Raw genomic sequence first — 18,550 nt, 5'->3', positions numbered from 1 at the left:
TCAGGCCGATAACCCCCGTGGCCCTCGCCGGGGGGTTACACTGGGAGGCCTCTATGTGAGCTTCCTTTGGAGAAGCTGGTCCACCCTTGGTGAAACCCCCATGGCACCCACGGCGATCGTCTTCACAGGTCAGCCAGACCGGATAGAACGCGCGCTTGAACTGATGGAAGAAGGCCGGGTGGCGCGGATTCTCGTCTCCGGCGCCAATCGCCCGGGCGGCGTCGATCCCACCCGGTTCGCCCGACAGTTCCGCCTCTCGCCGCGGCTGGTTTCCGCCCTGTCGGCCGGGGATATCGTCCTTGCCACCGAGGCGAACTCAACGCTTGAAAACGCGATCGAGACCTCGTGCTGGCTGAGCCGCCATCCGGAGATCGACGAGGTGACGCTGATCACCTCTTCAACGCACATGGCCCGCGCGTCGCTGGCACTGGAGCGAGCACTTCACGGAAGGGTCGAGGTCAGGCGCCTGACCTCCGATCGAAATTGCCCCACCTGCGAGGGTCCCAAACGGCTACCTCTCGCCGAATTCGGCACCTTCCTCGCCACCTGGCTGATAACCCTGTTGCCACAGGCGAGATGGACGCCTGATCCTCCGCGCCTTGGCGGCGCGGCGTCGCTACCAGAAGAACGCATCGTATTTCAAGGAGTCGAGAGGGCCGAAGAGCCAGCTCCGATATGGCACATAGCAGAGCGAGAAAATGACCGAACGGCTCACCCAGGCAAACAGTAACAATAGAAGGGCGACATAGGGCACAATTATATAGAATGTCCGGTGTGCCCGAAGCGGCAGATAAGGCACGCGAGCGAAGATCATGGCCTGGATGGGCACCAGATAGTAGGCCAGCCGGTCGCCGATGACGGAGGACACGGGCACTATGAACATGGTGACAATCATCGCCCCGGCCCCCAGAGCCGCCAACTTGTAGTCGCGCGGAAACACGTTTGCCCATTTGCGGCGCAGAATGACGAAGAAAAACAGCGCAGTAAGAGCCAAAAGGCCGACGCGGAAGGCCGCGCCGGCGGCATCGACGCCTGTATTGACATAGCGGCCGGTGGCGACCGCGGCGTTGTCCGAAGACATCAGGGCGAGGCCGCCCGGAACGGCCATAAGGCCGGCGAGGGCAAGACGGTCCCAGGAATACTGGCCGCGCACCAGTGGCACCAGCAGCAGGAACACCAGCGCGCTGGAATGCACGCCGCCGGCGAGCAAAATAAGTAACACGAAGCGCGTGAGGCGTTGATCGATGAAGGCCCCGAACGCCAGACACATGACGCCGATCGCCACCCCCTGCCGGATGCCCGACATGGGCATGTTGATAATCAGGACCGGGAAGAGAAGCACCAGAAACGCCAGGGGATTGGGCTGGCGCTTCGCCAGGGAGTGAACGCCGAGGAAGAAAACTGCCGACGAAAAAACATTGATCCACGGATAGGGCAGACCAACAGCATGCTGGATGAAAAAGACAAGACCCCACAACGGCTCTCTTTTTGAAAATATCTCATTAATAGAGTCAGAACCAAGAACGTTATATTGATTAAAATAACCCATCCAATCACAACCAACCTCAAAACGAAAGGCCGATAAAATGAAAAGAAGGAATAATAAAACTGAATACAGCTTTCTTGTTTTTACGAATCTCGCGATGATCAAGCCTATGAAAACGACGACGTAGAACATCAGACGACTCGACCCGCCACGCCGGCCAGCAGCGCCGCGAGGCGCGGGCCCCAGACCTGCAGGCTATACGCTTCTTCTACCTTCCGTCTGCCAGCAGCCCCCATGCGCCGCCGCAGGTCGGGATCGCGAAGCAGCGTCGTCAGGGCGGCGTTCCATTCTTGATGCGTCGTCGCCAGGAAGCCGTTCACGCCATGCTCGACGATCTCGGCATTGACGCCGACGGGCGAGGCGACGACGGGAAGGCCGCAGGCCATGTACTGGATCAGTTTGTAGCCGCACTTGCCCCGCGCCCAGGGAGAATCATCAAGCGGCATGACGCCGATGTCCATCTCGTGAATTCGCGTGACCTCGGACTCCTCTGTCCATGTCAGATTGTCGAGCAGGGGATGCGCCGCGGCTGCGCGGCCTGCGCCGACGGCAATTATCCGCGCACCGGCTGACTGGGCCGCCTGTGTCAGAAGCGGCATCATCGGCGCCATGTATTCGGTCCAGGTGCTGGGCGTGCCGATCCATCCAATCTTTGGAGCGCTTTTTGAGACGGTTTTGAGACTTTGGGTATAGGCTGTCAGATCAACAATTGTCGGAACGATCTCGACACGGGGACAAAAGGGGCGCGCATAATTTGCGAGATAGGCGTTTCCTGCAATTACCAGCTTTGCCCCACCTATCGTTTTCTGAATTTTTTGGCCGAGAAAGCGCCGGACAATACCGCTCCTGTGTTGGTCATAGTTGTGGAAGATAGCGTCGTCGTAGTCAAAAATGATCGGCTTACCCGGATAGCCTGCAAGGCGTTCGACCACCCCCGGAAGAAAGGGGAACAGTTCGCAATGGAGCCAGATGAGATCGGTGTCGGGCCTGGATAGAAGCCACATCAAGCGGTCAAAATAACGAGCAAAAATGTGGATATTATCGCGCCTGCGGCCTTCATAGAGGTGACGCAGATAATCATCGTCGAGGAGAGGGCGATGAATTAGTTCGAAGCCATCGCTTTCTAGAAACGAGCTATACTGATGAAATCGCTGCCGAGTACTAGCCGCGAGATCACCATATTTTGTGAGAAGCGCAATTTTCATCACACAGCCGGAGGCTTTCGACCCACCGCACACCAGAAGGGGAAAGACTCTGAAAATCGGACATCGAGAAGACCAGCGTCATGCATCATTTCGGTAATTTCCCGACGGGTAAAGCGCTGTTCCAGCGGCGTGCCAAACCTATCACGTGAGTCTGTCCGCATGGTGTAAAGACTGGTCTGACGATAGCTGGACAATAGCCAGCGATCAATATTGAACCCGAAGCGTTCACCGACTAAGGCTAAGCGCGCGAGGGGGAAGTAAACCAGCACTGCAATCAGGTCCGTCACCAGAGACTTGATCCTCGACGGCAGGACAGAAATGATCCGGCGCATGATATCAGAGATTCTCCAGATAAAGACAAACCATCGCGGTCGGTTATCAAACCTATAGTACAGATAGACTAAAAAGGGCGCGCCGGGCTTAAGTAGACGAACACAATCTCGTAATGCTGAGGCGGTGTCGGGCACATGATGCAGAACGCCAAGCGAGTAACCGAAATCCTGGCTTTCAGGCGGTAGTGCCTGATCTGAGACACTTGCGTTGACGAATCGGACGTTAGACAGGTGAGAAAGCTTTCGCTGAGCTACCGCTAGCGCTTCAGGAGAGGGGTCGATGCAAGTGAGCTTGCCTACTTTTGGCGCCACGAGGATCGCCCAGCGGCCTGATCCGCAGCCCATATCAAAGCCCAGCGCGCGATCAGGCAAACTTTCCCACGGGAAAATGCCGAAATAGGTGTCGAAAAGAAAGTCGTGTTCCGCTGCATCCAGCCCATCTTGATCGAAGCGGGACCATTCATCACCAAAAGAGGAAACTGTCTTTGAATCAATGTTTTTCATTTTTGACTACTTCTCCACGCCATCAGCATCAGAATAATCCAAAGCTGCGCCGAACGGTCGACACGGCCTGACAGATGCTCAGTCCACAGATCCCGGATCGGCTGTGGGTTTAATAGTCCATCGCTTGCCAATGCAGAGGGTGACAGCAGGTCTTCGGCCCATCCGCGCAACGGACCGCGCAGCCAAGAGGCAAGAGGGACAGAAAAACCCGCTTTGGGCCTCTCAATCAGACTGCGCGGCACGTGGCGATAGAGAACTTGCCGCAAGATCCATTTTCCCTGTCCATCACGAATCTTCATCCCGACGGGGATCCGGGCCGCCAAGGCGATCACCGCAGGGTCGAGGAAGGGGACACGCGTTTCAAGGCCGATGCCCATTGCGGCACGATCGACCTTGCACAGGATATCGTCCGGCAGGTAACCGCGCATGTCCAGCGCCATCATGCGCCCTGCGGCATCAGCATCGAGACACGGTGGCAGGGGATCGGTGGCAATCGCCCCCGGGCTTGAGCCGTCGGAATGGCCACCTTCGAGCGCCAGCTGGGGCGTGGGAGCAGGCCAGACGCTTATGATATCCCGGTAAAGTGCGTCGACCGACTGCGCGCGGCGAAGACGTTCGGCTATCCGATGCACCTTCTGACCCATGGCTGAGATTCCGCCGGCCGATGGGCGCATGGCGTTGTGCAACTGCCCCAGCCTGTCCCATGCGTGCTCTGGCAGGGCTAGAGCCGCCGCGGCAATCCAGCGCCGCAATGCAAAGGGCATCGGCGCGATGCGATTCCAAAGGCGTGGGCCGAAAACGTGGCGATTGTAGCCCCCGAACAATTCGTCTCCGGCATCGCCCGACAGGGCAACGGTCACGCCGCTCCGTGCGGCGCGGCAGACGAGATGCGTAGGAATCTGCGATGAATCGGCGAAAGGTTCGTCATAAAGCTCAGGTAGCAGAGGGATGACCTCGCGCGCTTCGGCCTCGGTGACATGGATCGCCGTATGGTTGGTACCCAGATGTCCGGCCACGGCGGCGGCGTGAGGACTCTCGTCAAACTCCTTGGCCCCGAAGCCGACCGTATATGTTTGTATCGGTTGACGCGACTGCCGCTGCATGAGCGCGACGATCAGCGAACTGTCGATACCACCCGACAGGAAGGCGCCAAGTGGCACATCCGCCACCATCTGGCGTCCAACGGCCGCGGCAAGCGTGGCCTCAACCATGTCGACTGCCGACGCCTCGTCGGTTAGGGGCTGCTCTGCGCCCGCCTGAATCACGCTGTCGAGCGACCAGAAGCGGCGGATATTCAACCCGCCCGAACTGTCGCCTGGGCGCAGGGGGCGTGGGGGCGCCGCCGCCGGTAAGCCCGCTGCATCCACCTCGAGCAGACAGCCCGGTTCCAGCTTGTACAGCCCTGGATGGATGCTGCGTGGCGAGGGCACATACCCCAGCGAGAGATACTGTGCCAGCGCCTCACGGCAAACCGAGGAGGGACAGTGCGGATGTGCCCGCAAGGCCTTGAGTTCCGACCCGAAGATGAGATCAGTGCCCGCCCAGCCCCAATAAAGCGGCTTCTCCCCCATGCGATCGCGGGCCAGCGTCAGTCGCTGCTCTTTCCGGTCCCACAGCGCCATGGCGAACATGCCTGACGCCTGTCGCAGGGTTTGCTCTATCCCCCAGTGCGCGATGCCCGCCAGCAGGGTTTCCGTGTCCGAGTGCCCTCGCCATTCTGGCTCGATGCCTGAAACACTCAGCTCCTGGCGAAGGTCAAGATGATTGTAAATCTCGCCATTAAAGGCAATTACGTACCGTCCACAGGGCGAATGCATCGGCTGCGCGCCGGCCGAACTGAGGTCGACAATCGATAGACGCCGGTGACCAAGGCCGACAGCATCCTCTGTCCAAATCCCCTCGGCATCAGGACCGCGGTGGCTGAGGGTTGAGGTCATCTTCTGGACCAGTCGCCCGAAACCACCGTTCCGGTGACCGCGAGGTGCAAGGATTCCGGTCAGTCCGCACATGGGCCGTCTCCGTTGATCAGTCCGGCATAGATACGGCCATAGGCCCGCGTGCCCGCCGAGAGCGAAAAGATCCGCTCCGCCGTCCGCCGGCAACGGGCGGAAAGATCGGGATCGGCGAGGAGAGCCTCTAGCGCCTCCCACGCCGCTTCCATCTGATGGGGAGCCGGCCCCTCGGCGAGGACGCCGACACGATGCTCGCGAATGATGGCGGCGACATCGCCGACGCCGTCATTGGCGACGACCGGCATGCCGCAGCCGAGAATCTCCGCCATCCGGGTCGGGGAGCGGCCGAGTTCAGACACTTCGCCGCCAGCATAGAACATCACCGAGACGAACTGGCCCTGCAGCACCTCCTGGACCCGGTCTGCCGGGCAGGGGGCCACATCCAGCCGGGACCACACCGCCGGGTCGGCGGCCACCAGCGCCCGCACCTGCTCGGGATCATCACGGGTGGTGATTTCAAATAGGACGCCTGGGTCGCGACGGGCGGCGACCGCCAGGAAGGAGGCCAGCCAGTCCATCCGGAACCAGCCGCTCAGCACCGTGCCGAGGCAGCCGACGACACGGGTTCCGGGCTTGCCTAGCGGTGGCACATAGCGATCGAGATCGGCGCAGGTCGGAATCACCACCACAGTCCGGCCCGCCATCTCCTTCGGATAGAGGCGGTTCAGGTACTCGGCCGCGGCATGGGTCAGCGACACCACGGCCGCCGCCCGCCGCAGGCACGCGCGCTCGGCCGCGACGATCGCCCGATGCAGCAGCGAGCCGCGCCTCACCCGCCCCGCCGTGATCAGCTCCTCCGGCCAGAGCGCGCGCATATCGAAGATGAACGGCACGCCGGTCATCCGCCCCACCACCAGCGCCACGGCGGCGGGGATATAAGAGCGGGCATGGATCAGCCTCACCCCCCGCCGGCGTACCTCGCGCCGCACCAGCCAGGCCATTCGGAGCATCGACAGCGCCGGGGCGATCACCTTGGGTTGGGGCCGGAACTTTTGTGGCAGCCAGCGAATGCCGAGCGCCTCGCATTCCGCCCGTGCCGAAGCCATCCGCGCCTCGTCCGCTCGGTCCTCGTTCTTCTCGTAAGTGATCAGGGTGATCCGATACTCCCGCGATAGCCCTCGTAGATAGGCGAGTACTTGGCTCTGGCCAAGCGGTTCCAGTAGGCCGTTACGGGTGAGGTAGAGGGTAGCCCTCATTTATTTATTGCCGTTGCCAAAAAGAAGTTCGGAGAATTTTTTCTCGGAGTTCTTGTCCGCGAACCGACCGTGGCCCGATTCAGGGCAGTGCGTGAGTTCGCCAACGTAATATCGATCTTCATCTATGAAAAAATCAACACGCACAAATTCGAATGGCTCTGATAGTTGGCGAGCAGTGTTTAGCATCTGCGCAAGCTGCGATGGTGCTTCTTCCCAAGGACCAATCGGGAAATTGTAGGTTAGGCTTACCGGCTCCCATTCTGATGTGTATATATTCCGCTTGTGCTGGTGTTGCCGATCACTGTCGACCTGTACGAGGCGTGGCTGTCCTTGAAAGCAAAAAAACTTGTAGTCTTTCGTCTTTATGCCAGATGGCAGCATGGGTTCACAAATGAGACGACGGCGAAGGAAAGCATAGTTCCTCTCCCGCGCACTCTCATATGGTGATGTTCGCAACGCTGCACGCAGGCTGTCGCGCTCACGGTCTGTCAAAGTACATCTGCCTTCATTGAGGAACACGACTGACCCGCTACCGTGCGCCGGCTTTACAACACAGGGTTTTGGCAGAATGTTTCCTTCGAGTTCGAGCACTGACCCGAACACGCCTAATGTCTTGAGCGTCAGTCCATCGCCGCACTTCTCGCGCACGTAGCTTTTGACCAAGACCTTGTCGGACGTCATCTGGCGAAGAACATCAAGAATTTCCTGAGAGGTTTTAAGCTGATACAGATAGTCATTGAACAATCTACTCTTTTTGCGTGGTAGCCGACGGTGCGCATAAACAAACATAAGAAAACAAAAGAGACGATCACCGAGCGGGCTGTAAGGGAGCCTGTCCAGAAAACCATGAGCGTAGGGCGCTAGCTTCAATTCTGATCTCCTGTGAGCAGTCGCAGGTATTGTGCTGCCTTGTCGGGCGGACGAAATGACCGCGCGCGCGCTTTGAGTAGGTCCGGTGGCATGGGTGCATCGAGCATCCTAGCGATTGCGCGTGAAAGCGCCATCGCGTCAGCGGGTGGGACAAGATGTCCGTAACGTCCATTATCGAGGATTTCCGCTGGCCCCGAGGGACAGTCGGTCGAGACGATCGCGACGCCGGCGGCCAATGCCTCGACGATTACGTTGCCGAACCCCTCCCAGTTCGAGGACATTACAAAGACATCCGCATGCTGCAGGAAAGTGCCGGGATTGGCGCGGAAGCCAGGCATCCAGACGCCGTCGGCGATGCCTAGGTTGACCGCCAACCGCTCCAGTTCGTCCCGTAACTGCCCCTCGCCAAGAATCAGCAGCCGCGCGTCTTGCCTCTTACGTAGATCGGCGAGCGCGCGCAGGAGGACGTCGTATCCTTTTTGGCGCTTTAGTGTGCCGATTGCGATGAGCCGCATGCCCCCCTCCAGCCATCCGGCAAGGTGACGTCGGTCCTCTGCTGTCATTAGGCCCGGCGGCAAGGGGCGAACCGGGTTGTGGATCACGGTCAAGCGCTCAACGGAAAGACCGGCAACCTCCTGCAGGCTGTCCGCTACCCCCTGAGAAACCGCGACGACACTGTGGCACGGGGCGTAAAGCTGCTGTCCGAACCGCTTCAGCGCCCATCTTTCCGATTGCCTAAGGGATGGCGTATGTCGAAAGTCGACGTGCTCACTGGAAACGAGGCGGATGTCCCGACCCGCGAGACGCGTGGCGACACCTGCGATCCCGGTCAGCGGCCACATCGCGGCTAGGAGGGAGACGGGGCGTCGGCGGCGCAGATAGCGAGTTAAAGCGAGGGGGAGGTGGCGGGCGCGGGGGGTTGCGAGATCGACCAGAGAAAAGCTTTGCCGCGCCTCTCCGAGAAACTCGCCTCTCGCCTGCATGCACACGAATTCCACTTCGTGTCCAGCCCGGACGAATTCATGCGCAAGATCGAGCATCACCCGCTCAGCTCCCCCGCAGCGCAGGTCAGGGAGGAGGATGGAGATAATCATCTTAGATTCACTGGTTGGACGGGACAGGCAGCCCAAAGGGCGTTGAGGTCAATCTCTACCCGATAACTATGAAACCGGTCCTCCAATTCGGAGCGTTCAGTGTTTGCATCCACGATTATGGGCTCGCAATCTGACCGTCCGACCGAGGAGAAATAATCCCTGAATTTAAACCCGTCGCCCTTGGGCTTGTTAGACGCGTGTAGCCAAATCGCCGGCACGCCATAGGCGTCCGCACAGATTATCCCATGCAGCGAGGATGAAATCACGCGGTCGCACGCAACGATCTGCTCGATCACATCTTCGATTCCCCCACTGATGTTGATGACGCGCGCATCCTCCCAATCGCGTGTCCTGCAATAGAAATCCTCTTCCCACTCGTAGCAATGCGGGATCACGCCTAAAGATCGCTGCTCCAAGTTTCGTTTAGGTTCGTATAGCCTTGGAAGCAAGAGAGCAGCATCACCGACAACATCCGGCGCCGGTAGCCCCTCTTTCCTAAGACGCTCGTTCGACAACCACCCGCGGACGGCGTGGATCTCGTGTGGACGCCCGTTGATCGGGACATTGGCAGAAATGAAGCCAGCACCCCAGACCATGGCGTTCGGATCGCTGCAAGCCGTCGCAAGATGGCTCCCGATCCAGTAGTGCACGGGCCGAGGTGGGATTTGATAGACATCGGCCCGATGGATCACCCTTCGGCCACTGATGCGTTCAGCCATATAGGGGTTCAGCTTGTCGCCCCAGTTTTGCGCGACAACGCCCTCTGTCGCCCATCGCATTACAATAGCATCCTCCTCCCGCCACAAGCGGCTGGTCGTTGCAAGTTTCCTCGGTATTGCACGGATCCGATCAAGCATCGGCCTTCGCCCTTTTCCCAGTAAGAATGCGTTCCATCGCTCCGAGCACCCGGGCATCATGTGCCTCTGACGAAAAACTCTCGCGAATTCGGGCACCGTTTCTTTGCAGTTCCACAGGTGCAAGCTGCAGCAATGATCGCAGGCGTATCAGCCATTGCTTCGCATCAAACCCATCCACCCGGAACTGAGGGTCCAGAACGGTCTCCGGCAAGCCGCCGGTTCCCGCAACCAAAACAGCGCGATCTGCTGCCTGTGCTTCGATCGAAACGCGGCCAAACGGCTCAGCCCAGCGCGACGGCACCAGCCAGAGCCGAGCCGAGGCAAACATCGCATCCCGGTCAGACGCCCAGCCCTGCCAATAGACATTTTCAGGCACAAAGTCAGGACGATCTCGGTCATGCCCATAGATCAGATAGCGCAGATCCGGCGAACGGCGGGCGAGATCAAGAACGAATACTAAACCCTTTTCAGGCCCGCGAGTGACAAAGCCGATGGTTCTAGGTGGCGCGGCAGATACCCCGGCATTAACATCGCAGGCCTGCAGTAACACATGAATGCGCCCCGGCTCCAACCCGAACCGATCGGAGATTGCGGTTCGCATGAAGCTGCTGTTGGTCAGAACCGCATCGGCGCTACGCATGAGCCGCGGATCCTGAAACCGACGCACCGCCGCCAACTTGCCCAGATTGATGCGCTGGCGCGCCGGAACCCACGGGCAGCGCAGACCAAAATTCTCATATGCCCGAACAAGCGCGACGCGGGCGGTGTCCGGCGGGCAAACATCGAAGGCAGCAAGCGTGGAGGTTGTAGCGATGACGGCTTCCGGTGGAGTGGTGTTTTCGATCCTCGAGCGGGTTTTTGTTCGCACGAAGTCCAACCAATGGCGAAACAGATCTGGTGCGCGCCAGGCAGGCGCGGGGTGGGAGAAAACACGAAAAGATTCCCCTGCGAACATATCCTCGTGCGTGCTGGGATCAAAAGACAAGACCGTAACAGCATAACGCTGCGCAAGAACACGAAGCATATTGAGATTGCTGATCGTTCCCCCTGTGTTTCCAATGGCGTTTGGAGCAGGGAAGAATTGTGAAATGAAGAGGATCTGCATCAAAAAGCTCCTAAGAACGAGACAAAACAAGCTTCTTGAACGCAAAAAGCTTTTTATAAGAATCAAAAACGAAATGCGAGCATATTTACCAAATTGAATTCCTATGCCTCGCAGCGGAATAAAAAGCTACCCCACAGTTCTAGCATTTAATCACCGCTAACAAATTCGCTCCACCGGCAGTGCCACCCTCCATTCTATGACAGCTAAAAGTCCTGCCATCAGCTACCATTTCGACCCATGTTTCCCAACTTTCAGGACTCCAGAATTGGATATGCCCCTTGTACTGGTCAAGACGACCATCGGGCACCGTGAACACCACTATTCCTCCATCAGCAGTTCCACGCACAAGGTTGTAAGCTGCTCGTTCTGGATGCTGAAGATGTTCAAGTGTTTGCGAGCAAACAGTAATGTGGTGCTTGCGGGGTAAGGGATCGTATATATTATGCTTTTCGAATACAACTTCAGAGCAACGCAACTTAGCGGCCTCTAGGCCGACAGATGAAAAATCGTATCCAAAGTAATTCACGTTCTGAAACCTCCTCTGCGCTTCCTCTAGGAGATGCCCAAGACCGCACCCAACATCAGCAAAAAACTCAGCATCTTCGATTCTTCGAGATTCGTCAATTAAGTTGAGTGTGTATTCATTGAGTCGTTTTCGTGCCGGCGATAAATACTGACCAGTAATTCCTGGATTACCAAACTTTTCATCCCATCCGTACTGAGAATTGTGCTTAATGGCGGCACCTTGTACAAATCGCTCGCTTGAGCTTTGTGTCCTTACGATTCTCCATGGCGTTTTAGAAATCATCCATTTTATCGTACTTTTGATCATATCTCTTCCCCTCGTTTCATTTGATCCCTACGATTTCCTCTTATCTGCTTTAATCGCTTCACCAGCCACTCAAAAAGCGGAGCCTCGTGAAGGCCCAAAAAGGCGTAAACGAAAGAAATACGATCTATAAGTTTCCGCTTGCCGGGAAAGCGAAGGAGGCGAAAAAACAAAAAAGCTCTCTCAATGAGGCCATAATGGCCAATTTCAGGCAGAATAAATTTACTTAGATTCGAATAAAGATTCGCATACTTTTTCTCCAAGCTCCTGCATTCCGCGGCAACTTTCGAATCTGCGCTTTGTGCGAATGCACTTAAGTCTCGGCTTGAAGTCCTCAATGAGACCATTTTGCTATGAATGAAATTATTCCAACGGCTCGGATTAGAAATACAGTAGCCGGCCCCACCTGATTCTTTACTTTTTCGTACATGAACCAGTGCATCACCAATTGAAATAAATACACCTGACAGTACTGTTCGGGAGTTCATGACGCCGTCTTCGATGATACTGCCACCAATCATTGGCGGAAAGCGTTTGAATAGGTCCGATGTGTAGGCACATGTGGGTGCCCAAAAATACTGCTGACGATCTTTTGCATATTCCGACAACTCGATCCTCTTCACTCCACGCGACCGCGGCCCAATTTCGCTCTGTTTTTTGCTAGGGTCACCGTCGCCGAAAAGATACATGCCGCTATGCAGCGTGCCTGTCGGACAAGAGTGTGAGTTCCAACACTCAACGATGCTTTTCGTTCGGGTGGGCACGGAGATGTCATCACCCGCGGCAACAACCAAGAGGCTCCCGTTGGTGTTCCTTCCGACCACGCAAACATGTACCGCCGTGCCAAGATTGACTTCACTTTGCCGGACCCTTACCAGATGCGGCCCTTGATATTTCCGCGCCATCTCCTCCATGATCTTGAACGTCCGGTCCGAGGAGCAGTCGTCCGAGAGGATGATCTCGAGCGGCGAATAGGTTTGGGAAAACGCTCCCTCCACCGCTTCCTGGATATATTTCTCCTGATTGTAGGCGAATAACGCGAAGGTCACGAGGGGGCGGTCCCGCGTGCCCTCGGGCAGGTTCGTATTGCCATAGGAGCGTATCACTGCCTGATCATCCATCCCTTCACCCTATCCCCAAATCCCGCGATGCGGCCCAGGCGGCCGCCTGCTCCGGCCTTCGACGAAAGGCGCATGAGCGCCCAGAGGCCAAGCCCAGCCGCCAGCCCCAGGCCCAGAACCGCGCCCAGCGGATCGGACCAGCGCGCCGCGATGTCCACCACCACAGCCGCGCCAATCATCGCGAGCGCCTGCGCCTTGACCGCGCGGGTCCAGCGGAATCCGATCATACGCCGACCGAACCACCAAACGATCGGCAGGTACGCAACGTAAAGCGCGAGAAACGCCCCCCCCGTAGCCGTGACGCCGATCAGCGGCAGGCCGACGAAGACACCTAGGACGAAGACGCCCATGCCCAGCGACTCGGTCAGGACATAGGTCTTGCCCGCCCCGGCCGCAAGGATGACAAAACCGAGCGGCCAGCTCATCACCTTGAGGATGTCACCCAAGAGCTGCCAGCGCAGAATCTCTACCGCAGGGCCGAATTCGGCGGAGTAGAGCAGGTGGATGACCCATGGCACAAGGCCGAGCATCGCCAGCAGCGCCGGCGCGCAGAGAAGTAGCGCGACCTCGGTCTGTTCGTTGACAAGGCGGGTGGCGGTGGCGTTGTCGCGGATCGCGGCCGTCAGGCGGGGGTAGTAGTCCTTTCCCATCGCGCCCAGCACGACCCCCAGATAGGTCATCCCGATCGCCCAAGCGGCCTGGAACTGGCCCAGCGCCTCGGCCCCAAGCTCCCGCTGCACCAAGGTCCGCGCGGCTAGGTGACCGAGCGTAGTGACAAGCCCGCTCAGCATGAAGGCAAAGCCCAGAGTCGCCATGACCCGCCATTCGCGAAACATCTCGAGCAGGAGGATCGGGGGCCCCGCAGGTGGGCCAAGGCGCGCGACGTAAAGGTGCCCGAGCAGGAAGGTAGCGACCGGCGCGATCAGGACCATGGCGATCAGTCCCTGCGCGCCCCAGAGCCACAGCGCCAGCACGCCGAGAGCGGCCCCGATGATCCCGGCGCCCACATTGATCCGGGCCAGATCGCCGATCCGGCGCAGGCCGGTCAGCAGCGCGCCCTGTGACCCGGCGGCGACCGTGAGCGCCACGCCCAGTGACAGCCAGGCCACATCTGTGGCGCGGCTCTCGTCCGCTAGGATCACCCGCGCGATCCAGCTGCTGGCCAGCCAGAAAAACGCTGCCCCGATCAGAGCCAGGCCCATCGTGCCCCAGAACAAGGCGCGGCGCGTGCGGCCTACAGCCTCTTCCCCCCCATGAGCGTGGGCAGCCGCGATCTGGCGGGTGCCGACATTGCCGATGCCAAGTGCCGCGATCGAGGACGCGGTCTGGACCAGACTCAGGTACAACCCGATCAACCCCACCCCCGCGGGCCCCAGCAGCACTGCCACGGCCTTCATCTTTACAAGGCTCACGGCGATGTTGATCACCTGCGCCCCCCCGATGATCGAGGAGGATCGCAGGATCGTTCGATAGGACGTTCCGCTCAAACCGCTGCCCTTACCGCATCGATCACCTGCACCGCATCCGCCGGCGGCAATTGCGGCCCCATCGGGAGGCTAAACACTTCGCCCGCCAGATCGCGCGCCAGCGGCAGGGCATCGGGGGCAAGACTCAGATCCGCATAGGCCTCCTGCATGTGCGGCGGGATCGGGTAGTGGATCAGGCTGCCGACCCCTGCCCCGGCCAGTCGCTTCTGCAACCCGTCGCGGTCGGGCGAGCGGACGACGTAGAGGTGCCAGACCGGTTCGGCCCAGTCGGGGACATGCGGCAGGATCAGACCGCTGTCCCGCAACCCTTCGGCATAGGCACCCGCAATCGCGCGGCGCCGGTCGTTCCAGGCGTCAAGATGCGGTAACTTGGCCTGCAGGACGGCGGCTTGGATCGGGTCGAGCCGCGAATTCACGCCCTGCAACTCATTCACGTATTTCACCCGGCTGCCATAGTTGCGCAGCACGCGGATGCGGTCGGCCAGATCGGCGCGGTTCGTCGTCACTGCCCCGCCATCACCAAGGGCGCCCAGGTTCTTGCCGGGATAAAAGCTCCAGCACACCACATCGCCATGCGCGCCAATGCGCCGCCCCTTATAGCACGCGCCATGGGCTTGGGCGGCATCCTCGATCACCGAAAGGCTATGTTGGCGGGCCAGCGCAAGGATCGGGTCAAGATCGGCAGGCTGGCCATAAAGATGAACGGGCAACAGCGCCCGTGTCGCCGGGGTAATCGCGGCGGCAATGCGGGCAGGGTCGATGTTGTGCGTGGCGGGGTCTGGTTCCACCGGAACGGGCCGCGCACCGACCGCCGTTACCGCCAGCCAGGTTGCGATATAGGTGTTCGAGGGCACGATCACTTCGTCCCCCGCGCCGATGTCGAGCGCCCGGAGTGCGAGTATCAGCGCGTCAAGCCCGTTGGCCAGACCCACCGCATGATCGGCCTCGCAATAGGCCGCCCATTCGGCCTCGAACGCGTCCACCTCAGACCCGAGGATGTACCAACCCGAGTCGAGGACTCGGTGGATCGCCGCGTCGATTTCGGTCCTGAGCTCGCGGTACGCGGCAGCAAGGTCGAGGAAGGGGATCATTCGATTTGTTTCCCTAACGCCTTCACAAACTCATCATAGTCCCTGAAATAGTCCGCCTCGTCAAAGCGATGCGAGGCGAGGACCATGCAGACGGCGCCCTGGCTGAAGGCGTCCATTTCGCGCCAGACCATCCTGCTGATGTAAAGGCCCTTGCGGGGATCGCGCAGCCAATACTCGGATCGCGTGGATCCATCGTCTATCTTCATGCGGAAGCTGCCGGATAAGGCAAAAACGATCTGTTCTAGTTGCTTGTGCGCATGCCCCCCACGCTCCGCATCCACCGGCACGTTGTACAGGTAATAAACCCGGGCGATCTGGAACGGGATGTGATTGCCACCCTCGACAAAGGTTAGATCGCCCCTTGGATCGTGGATCTGGGGAAGCTGGACTTCCCGGACAAAGCCATGGGGCCGCGTCATCCCGCACACTCCGCTTCTAGGATCGCCAGATATCCGGCACGGTCAGCCTCGAACCGGCCCCGTGCATACACGAGATAGATATCCTGATCGTCTCGCCTTACTTCGGTCATGCCGAGCCGACGATAGATCGCGACTGCCCGGTCGTTATTGATTCGAACATCAACCAAGGCTTTCGGCCGCCCCAGCCGTTCAAAACCTATGCCGAAAGACAAAACCACACTCTCCAGCGCCGCCTTCCGGGTCTTGTTGTGGTCGAGTATCCAGCTACCCCAGGTAAACTCTTCCGCACGGATATCGTAGAGCCTGACGGTGCCGCACGGGGTGCCGTCCCTGCGTTCTATGATATAGTATAATTCTCGCAGATCAGCCTCGCGCGCTTTGTAGCTTTCGATCCAGCGGCGCTGGTCCTCAGCCGTACCGCGCACCTCGGACAGGTGCCGGTTGTAGGCGGCGTCAGTGCGCAGGGCGAAGATATAATCGGCGTCCGCCGGCCGGATCAGCCGCAGAACAAGGTTCGGGCCCTCAACGCGGGTCAGAATGTCATGAACCATCACAGCCTCAGATCGCTCTCATCGGGGCCGAAGATGCTCTTCAGGTCGCAAAACACGTGCGGCTCGCGGCAGAGCGCCCGCACCGCCGGCGCACCCATGTCGCGGAAGGCGGTGTGGGCCACGGCGAGGATCACCCCGTCATAGCTGCCCGCCAGCGGGGCGGCGATGAGGTCCATGCCATATTCGTGCCGCGCCTCCTGCGCGTAGACCCAGGGATCGTGGATATCGACCTCCACGCCGTATTCCCTCAGTTCGGCCACCACGTCGACGACACGTGTGTTGCGCAGGTCCGGGCAGTTTTCCTTGAAGGCCAGCCCCAGCACCAGCACGCGGGCGCCGTCGATCTGGATGCGCTTCTTCAGCATCGCCTTGACCATCTGGCCGCCGACATAGGCGCCCATGCCGTCATTGATGCGCCGGCCGGCGAGGATGACCTGGGGATGATAGCCTAGCGATTCGGCCTTGTGGGTGAGATAGTAGGGATCGACACCGATGCAGTGGCCGCCGACGAGGCCCGGACGGAAAGGGAGGAAATTCCACTTCGTCGCCGCCGCCTTGAGCACGGCGTCGGTATCGATGCCCATCCGGTTGAAGATGATGGCGAGCTCGTTGACCAATGCGATGTTGAGGTCGCGCTGCGTGTTCTCGATCACCTTTGCAGCCTCGGCGACGCGGATGCTGCCCGCCTTGTAGGTTCCGGCGGTGACGATGGACGCGTAGAGCGCGTCGACCCTGTCGGCCACCTCGGGCGTCGAGCCGGAGGTCACCTTGCGGATCGTGGCCAGGCGGTGCGCCTTGTCGCCCGGATTGACGCGCTCGGGGCTGTAGCCGCAGAAGAAATCGACATTGAAGCGCAGGCCCGAGACCCGTTCGAGCACCGGCACACAGTCCTCTTCCGTGGCGCCGGGATAGACCGTGCTCTCATAGATGACGATGTCGCCGCGCTTGAGCACGCTTCCCACCGTCTCGGAGGCCCGCAGCAGCGGCGTCAGGTCCGGCCGCTTATGGGCGTCGATGGGGGTGGGGACCGTGACGATGTAAATCCGCGCCGCGCGCAGGTCCTCCCGATCGAAGGAACAGCGCAGCAGATGCGCCTCGGCAAGCTCGGCCGCCGTCACCTCCAGCGTGCGGTCATGGCCGACGGCCAGTTCGGCGATGCGCCCCTGATTGATGTCGAAGCCGACGACCGGCCGGACCTTGCCGAACTCCACCGCCAGCGGCAGGCCGACATAGCCGAGACCGATGACGGCGAGGATGTCTTGCGCGCCGTGCGCTGCCTGAACGGTCATTTGCCGTAATACTCTCTGAACCACTCCACGAAACGCGCAATGCCGTGGCGGAAATCGGTCTGTGGGCGGTAGCCTGTCAGGCTCTGCAGAAGCTCGGCATTCGCCCAGGTCGCCGGCACGTCGCCCATCTGCATCGGCATGTAGTTGCGGATCGCCTTGCGGCCGAGGCACTCCTCGATCGCGTCGACGAAATCCAGCAAACGCACCTTGTCGGAATTGCCGATATTCACGATCCGAAATGGCGCGACAGGGGAAAGGCTGTCGCCGAGCTCGATCGCCTCCCTTGTGGCGGGACGTACCGGCGGCGTGTCGATCAGCAGCCGGATGCCGCGCACCAGATCGTCGACATAGGTGAAGTCGCGGTACATGTCGCCGTGATTGTAGATGTCGATCGGCCGGTCTTCGAGAATGGCATCAACGAATTTGTAGAGCGCGAGATCGGGCCGCCCCCAGGGGCCGTAGACGGTGAAGAACCGGAACATGGTGGTGGGCAGGTCCCACAGATGGGCATAGGCGTGCCCCATGCTCTCAGTGGCCTTCTTCGTCGCGGCGTAGATGGTGAGCTGGGTGTCGGCCTTCTCGGTCTCGATGAAGGGCATGTCCTCATTGGCGCCATAGACGGAGGAGGTCGAGGCCATCAACAGGTGCCCGACCTTCAACCGTCGCGCCGCCTCCATTACGTTAAAGGTGCCGATCACGTTGGAATCGAGATAGGCGCGCGGGTTTTCGAGGCTGTAGCGCACCCCCGCCTGGGCGGCGAGGTGGACGATCACCTCGGGCTGGAAGTCGTCGGCAAGGGCGTCGAACCGCACCTGGTCCTCCAGCATCCCCTCCACCGCCGAGAAATGCGGATTCTGCAGCAGCATGGCGTGACGGCGCTGCTTGAGCCGGACGTCGTAATAATCCGTCATGCCGTCATAGCCCTGGACACGGAAACCTTCCGCCAGGAGCAGCCGTGCCAGGTGAAAGCCGATGAAGCCGGCCGTCCCGGTGATCAGTACGCGAGGGAGAGAAACAGACTGGGTCACTTGACTCCCCTAAC

At 59.8% G+C, this 18,550-nt stretch carries 18 protein-coding genes; 1 reads left to right on the top strand and 17 read right to left on the bottom strand.

The genetic code is table 11. The annotated features are described in order from the left end of the window. Nucleotides 1–100 precede the first annotated feature (100 nt). The gene (locus tag K9D25_RS08965; RefSeq protein WP_244450510.1) at nucleotides 101–730 is read left to right on the top strand and encodes a YdcF family protein; all 630 of its coding nucleotides are present in this window, start codon (nucleotides 101–103) and stop codon (nucleotides 728–730) included. On the opposite strand, the gene K9D25_RS08960 is transcribed toward K9D25_RS08965, so the two are convergent. The 17 genes from K9D25_RS08960 to K9D25_RS08880 form a co-directional block, all read right to left on the bottom strand. Beyond that, on the bottom strand, nucleotides 617–1,678 hold the full coding sequence (locus K9D25_RS08960) for an EpsG family protein (protein ID WP_244450509.1): 1,062 nt from the start codon (nucleotides 1,676–1,678) through the stop codon (nucleotides 617–619). The genes K9D25_RS08965 and K9D25_RS08960 overlap by 114 nt on opposite strands. Beyond that, nucleotides 1,678–2,751 carry a glycosyltransferase family 4 protein gene (locus K9D25_RS08955; protein WP_244450508.1) on the bottom strand — a complete coding sequence of 358 codons (1,074 nt, stop codon included), beginning with the start codon at nucleotides 2,749–2,751 and terminating at the stop codon, nucleotides 1,678–1,680. The genes K9D25_RS08960 and K9D25_RS08955 overlap by 1 nt, the downstream gene beginning before the upstream one ends. After that, complete coding sequence (locus tag K9D25_RS08950; RefSeq protein WP_244450507.1) at nucleotides 2,751–3,587, bottom strand: class I SAM-dependent methyltransferase; 837 nt, start codon at nucleotides 3,585–3,587, stop codon at nucleotides 2,751–2,753. Before K9D25_RS08950 ends, K9D25_RS08955 begins: the two co-directional genes overlap by 1 nt. Beyond that, a complete protein-coding gene (gene asnB / locus K9D25_RS08945) occupies nucleotides 3,584–5,596 on the bottom strand; it encodes an asparagine synthase (glutamine-hydrolyzing) (protein WP_244450506.1) in 2,013 nt (670 codons plus the stop codon). The genes K9D25_RS08950 and asnB overlap by 4 nt, the downstream gene beginning before the upstream one ends. Then, nucleotides 5,584–6,795: a glycosyltransferase gene (locus K9D25_RS08940; RefSeq protein ID WP_244450505.1), complete on the bottom strand. Its 1,212-nt coding sequence runs from the start codon at nucleotides 6,793–6,795 to the stop codon at nucleotides 5,584–5,586. The genes asnB and K9D25_RS08940 overlap by 13 nt, the downstream gene beginning before the upstream one ends. Next, the gene (locus tag K9D25_RS08935; RefSeq protein ID WP_244450504.1) at nucleotides 6,796–7,665 is read right to left on the bottom strand and encodes an ATP-grasp fold amidoligase family protein; all 870 of its coding nucleotides are present in this window, start codon (nucleotides 7,663–7,665) and stop codon (nucleotides 6,796–6,798) included. Beyond that, nucleotides 7,662–8,759, bottom strand: a complete 1,098-nt coding sequence (locus K9D25_RS08930; RefSeq protein WP_244450503.1) for a glycosyltransferase — start codon at nucleotides 8,757–8,759, stop codon at nucleotides 7,662–7,664. Before K9D25_RS08930 ends, K9D25_RS08935 begins: the two co-directional genes overlap by 4 nt. Continuing rightward, complete coding sequence (locus K9D25_RS08925; protein ID WP_244450502.1) at nucleotides 8,756–9,616, bottom strand: polysaccharide pyruvyl transferase family protein; 861 nt, start codon at nucleotides 9,614–9,616, stop codon at nucleotides 8,756–8,758. The genes K9D25_RS08930 and K9D25_RS08925 overlap by 4 nt, the downstream gene beginning before the upstream one ends. Next, nucleotides 9,609–10,721 (bottom strand): glycosyltransferase family 4 protein, encoded by a 1,113-nt coding sequence (locus K9D25_RS08920; RefSeq protein ID WP_244450501.1) that lies wholly within the window; start codon nucleotides 10,719–10,721, stop codon nucleotides 9,609–9,611. The genes K9D25_RS08925 and K9D25_RS08920 overlap by 8 nt, the downstream gene beginning before the upstream one ends. Before the next feature lie 139 nt (nucleotides 10,722–10,860). Beyond that, nucleotides 10,861–11,553, bottom strand: a complete 693-nt coding sequence (locus K9D25_RS08915) for a class I SAM-dependent methyltransferase (protein WP_244450500.1) — start codon at nucleotides 11,551–11,553, stop codon at nucleotides 10,861–10,863. Continuing rightward, nucleotides 11,550–12,671, bottom strand: a complete 1,122-nt coding sequence (locus K9D25_RS08910) for a glycosyltransferase family 2 protein (RefSeq protein ID WP_244450499.1) — start codon at nucleotides 12,669–12,671, stop codon at nucleotides 11,550–11,552. Before K9D25_RS08910 ends, K9D25_RS08915 begins: the two co-directional genes overlap by 4 nt. After that, nucleotides 12,653–14,158 (bottom strand): O-antigen translocase, encoded by a 1,506-nt coding sequence (locus K9D25_RS08905; RefSeq protein WP_279613802.1) that lies wholly within the window; start codon nucleotides 14,156–14,158, stop codon nucleotides 12,653–12,655. Before K9D25_RS08905 ends, K9D25_RS08910 begins: the two co-directional genes overlap by 19 nt. Beyond that, on the bottom strand, nucleotides 14,155–15,249 hold the full coding sequence (locus K9D25_RS08900) for a DegT/DnrJ/EryC1/StrS family aminotransferase (protein WP_244450497.1): 1,095 nt from the start codon (nucleotides 15,247–15,249) through the stop codon (nucleotides 14,155–14,157). Before K9D25_RS08900 ends, K9D25_RS08905 begins: the two co-directional genes overlap by 4 nt. After that, nucleotides 15,246–15,668 (bottom strand): sugar 3,4-ketoisomerase, encoded by a 423-nt coding sequence (locus tag K9D25_RS08895; protein WP_244450496.1) that lies wholly within the window; start codon nucleotides 15,666–15,668, stop codon nucleotides 15,246–15,248. The genes K9D25_RS08900 and K9D25_RS08895 overlap by 4 nt, the downstream gene beginning before the upstream one ends. Further along, nucleotides 15,665–16,219, bottom strand: coding sequence for a GNAT family N-acetyltransferase (locus K9D25_RS08890; RefSeq protein ID WP_244450495.1), 555 nt, complete (start codon nucleotides 16,217–16,219; stop codon nucleotides 15,665–15,667). The genes K9D25_RS08895 and K9D25_RS08890 overlap by 4 nt, the downstream gene beginning before the upstream one ends. After that, the gene (tviB, locus tag K9D25_RS08885) at nucleotides 16,219–17,508 is read right to left on the bottom strand and encodes a Vi polysaccharide biosynthesis UDP-N-acetylglucosamine C-6 dehydrogenase TviB (RefSeq protein WP_244450494.1); all 1,290 of its coding nucleotides are present in this window, start codon (nucleotides 17,506–17,508) and stop codon (nucleotides 16,219–16,221) included. The genes K9D25_RS08890 and tviB overlap by 1 nt, the downstream gene beginning before the upstream one ends. After that, nucleotides 17,505–18,536, bottom strand: coding sequence for an NAD-dependent epimerase/dehydratase family protein (locus K9D25_RS08880; protein ID WP_244450493.1), 1,032 nt, complete (start codon nucleotides 18,534–18,536; stop codon nucleotides 17,505–17,507). Before K9D25_RS08880 ends, tviB begins: the two co-directional genes overlap by 4 nt. Between the last annotated feature and the right edge of the window lie 14 nt (nucleotides 18,537–18,550).

Origin of the sequence: Ancylobacter polymorphus (assembly GCF_022836935.1) — a bacterium.
GTDB lineage: Bacteria > Pseudomonadota > Alphaproteobacteria > Rhizobiales > Xanthobacteraceae > Ancylobacter > Ancylobacter polymorphus_A.
Note: the sequence above shows the minus strand (reverse complement) of the source record. Positions and strands in the feature narration are given on the sequence as shown.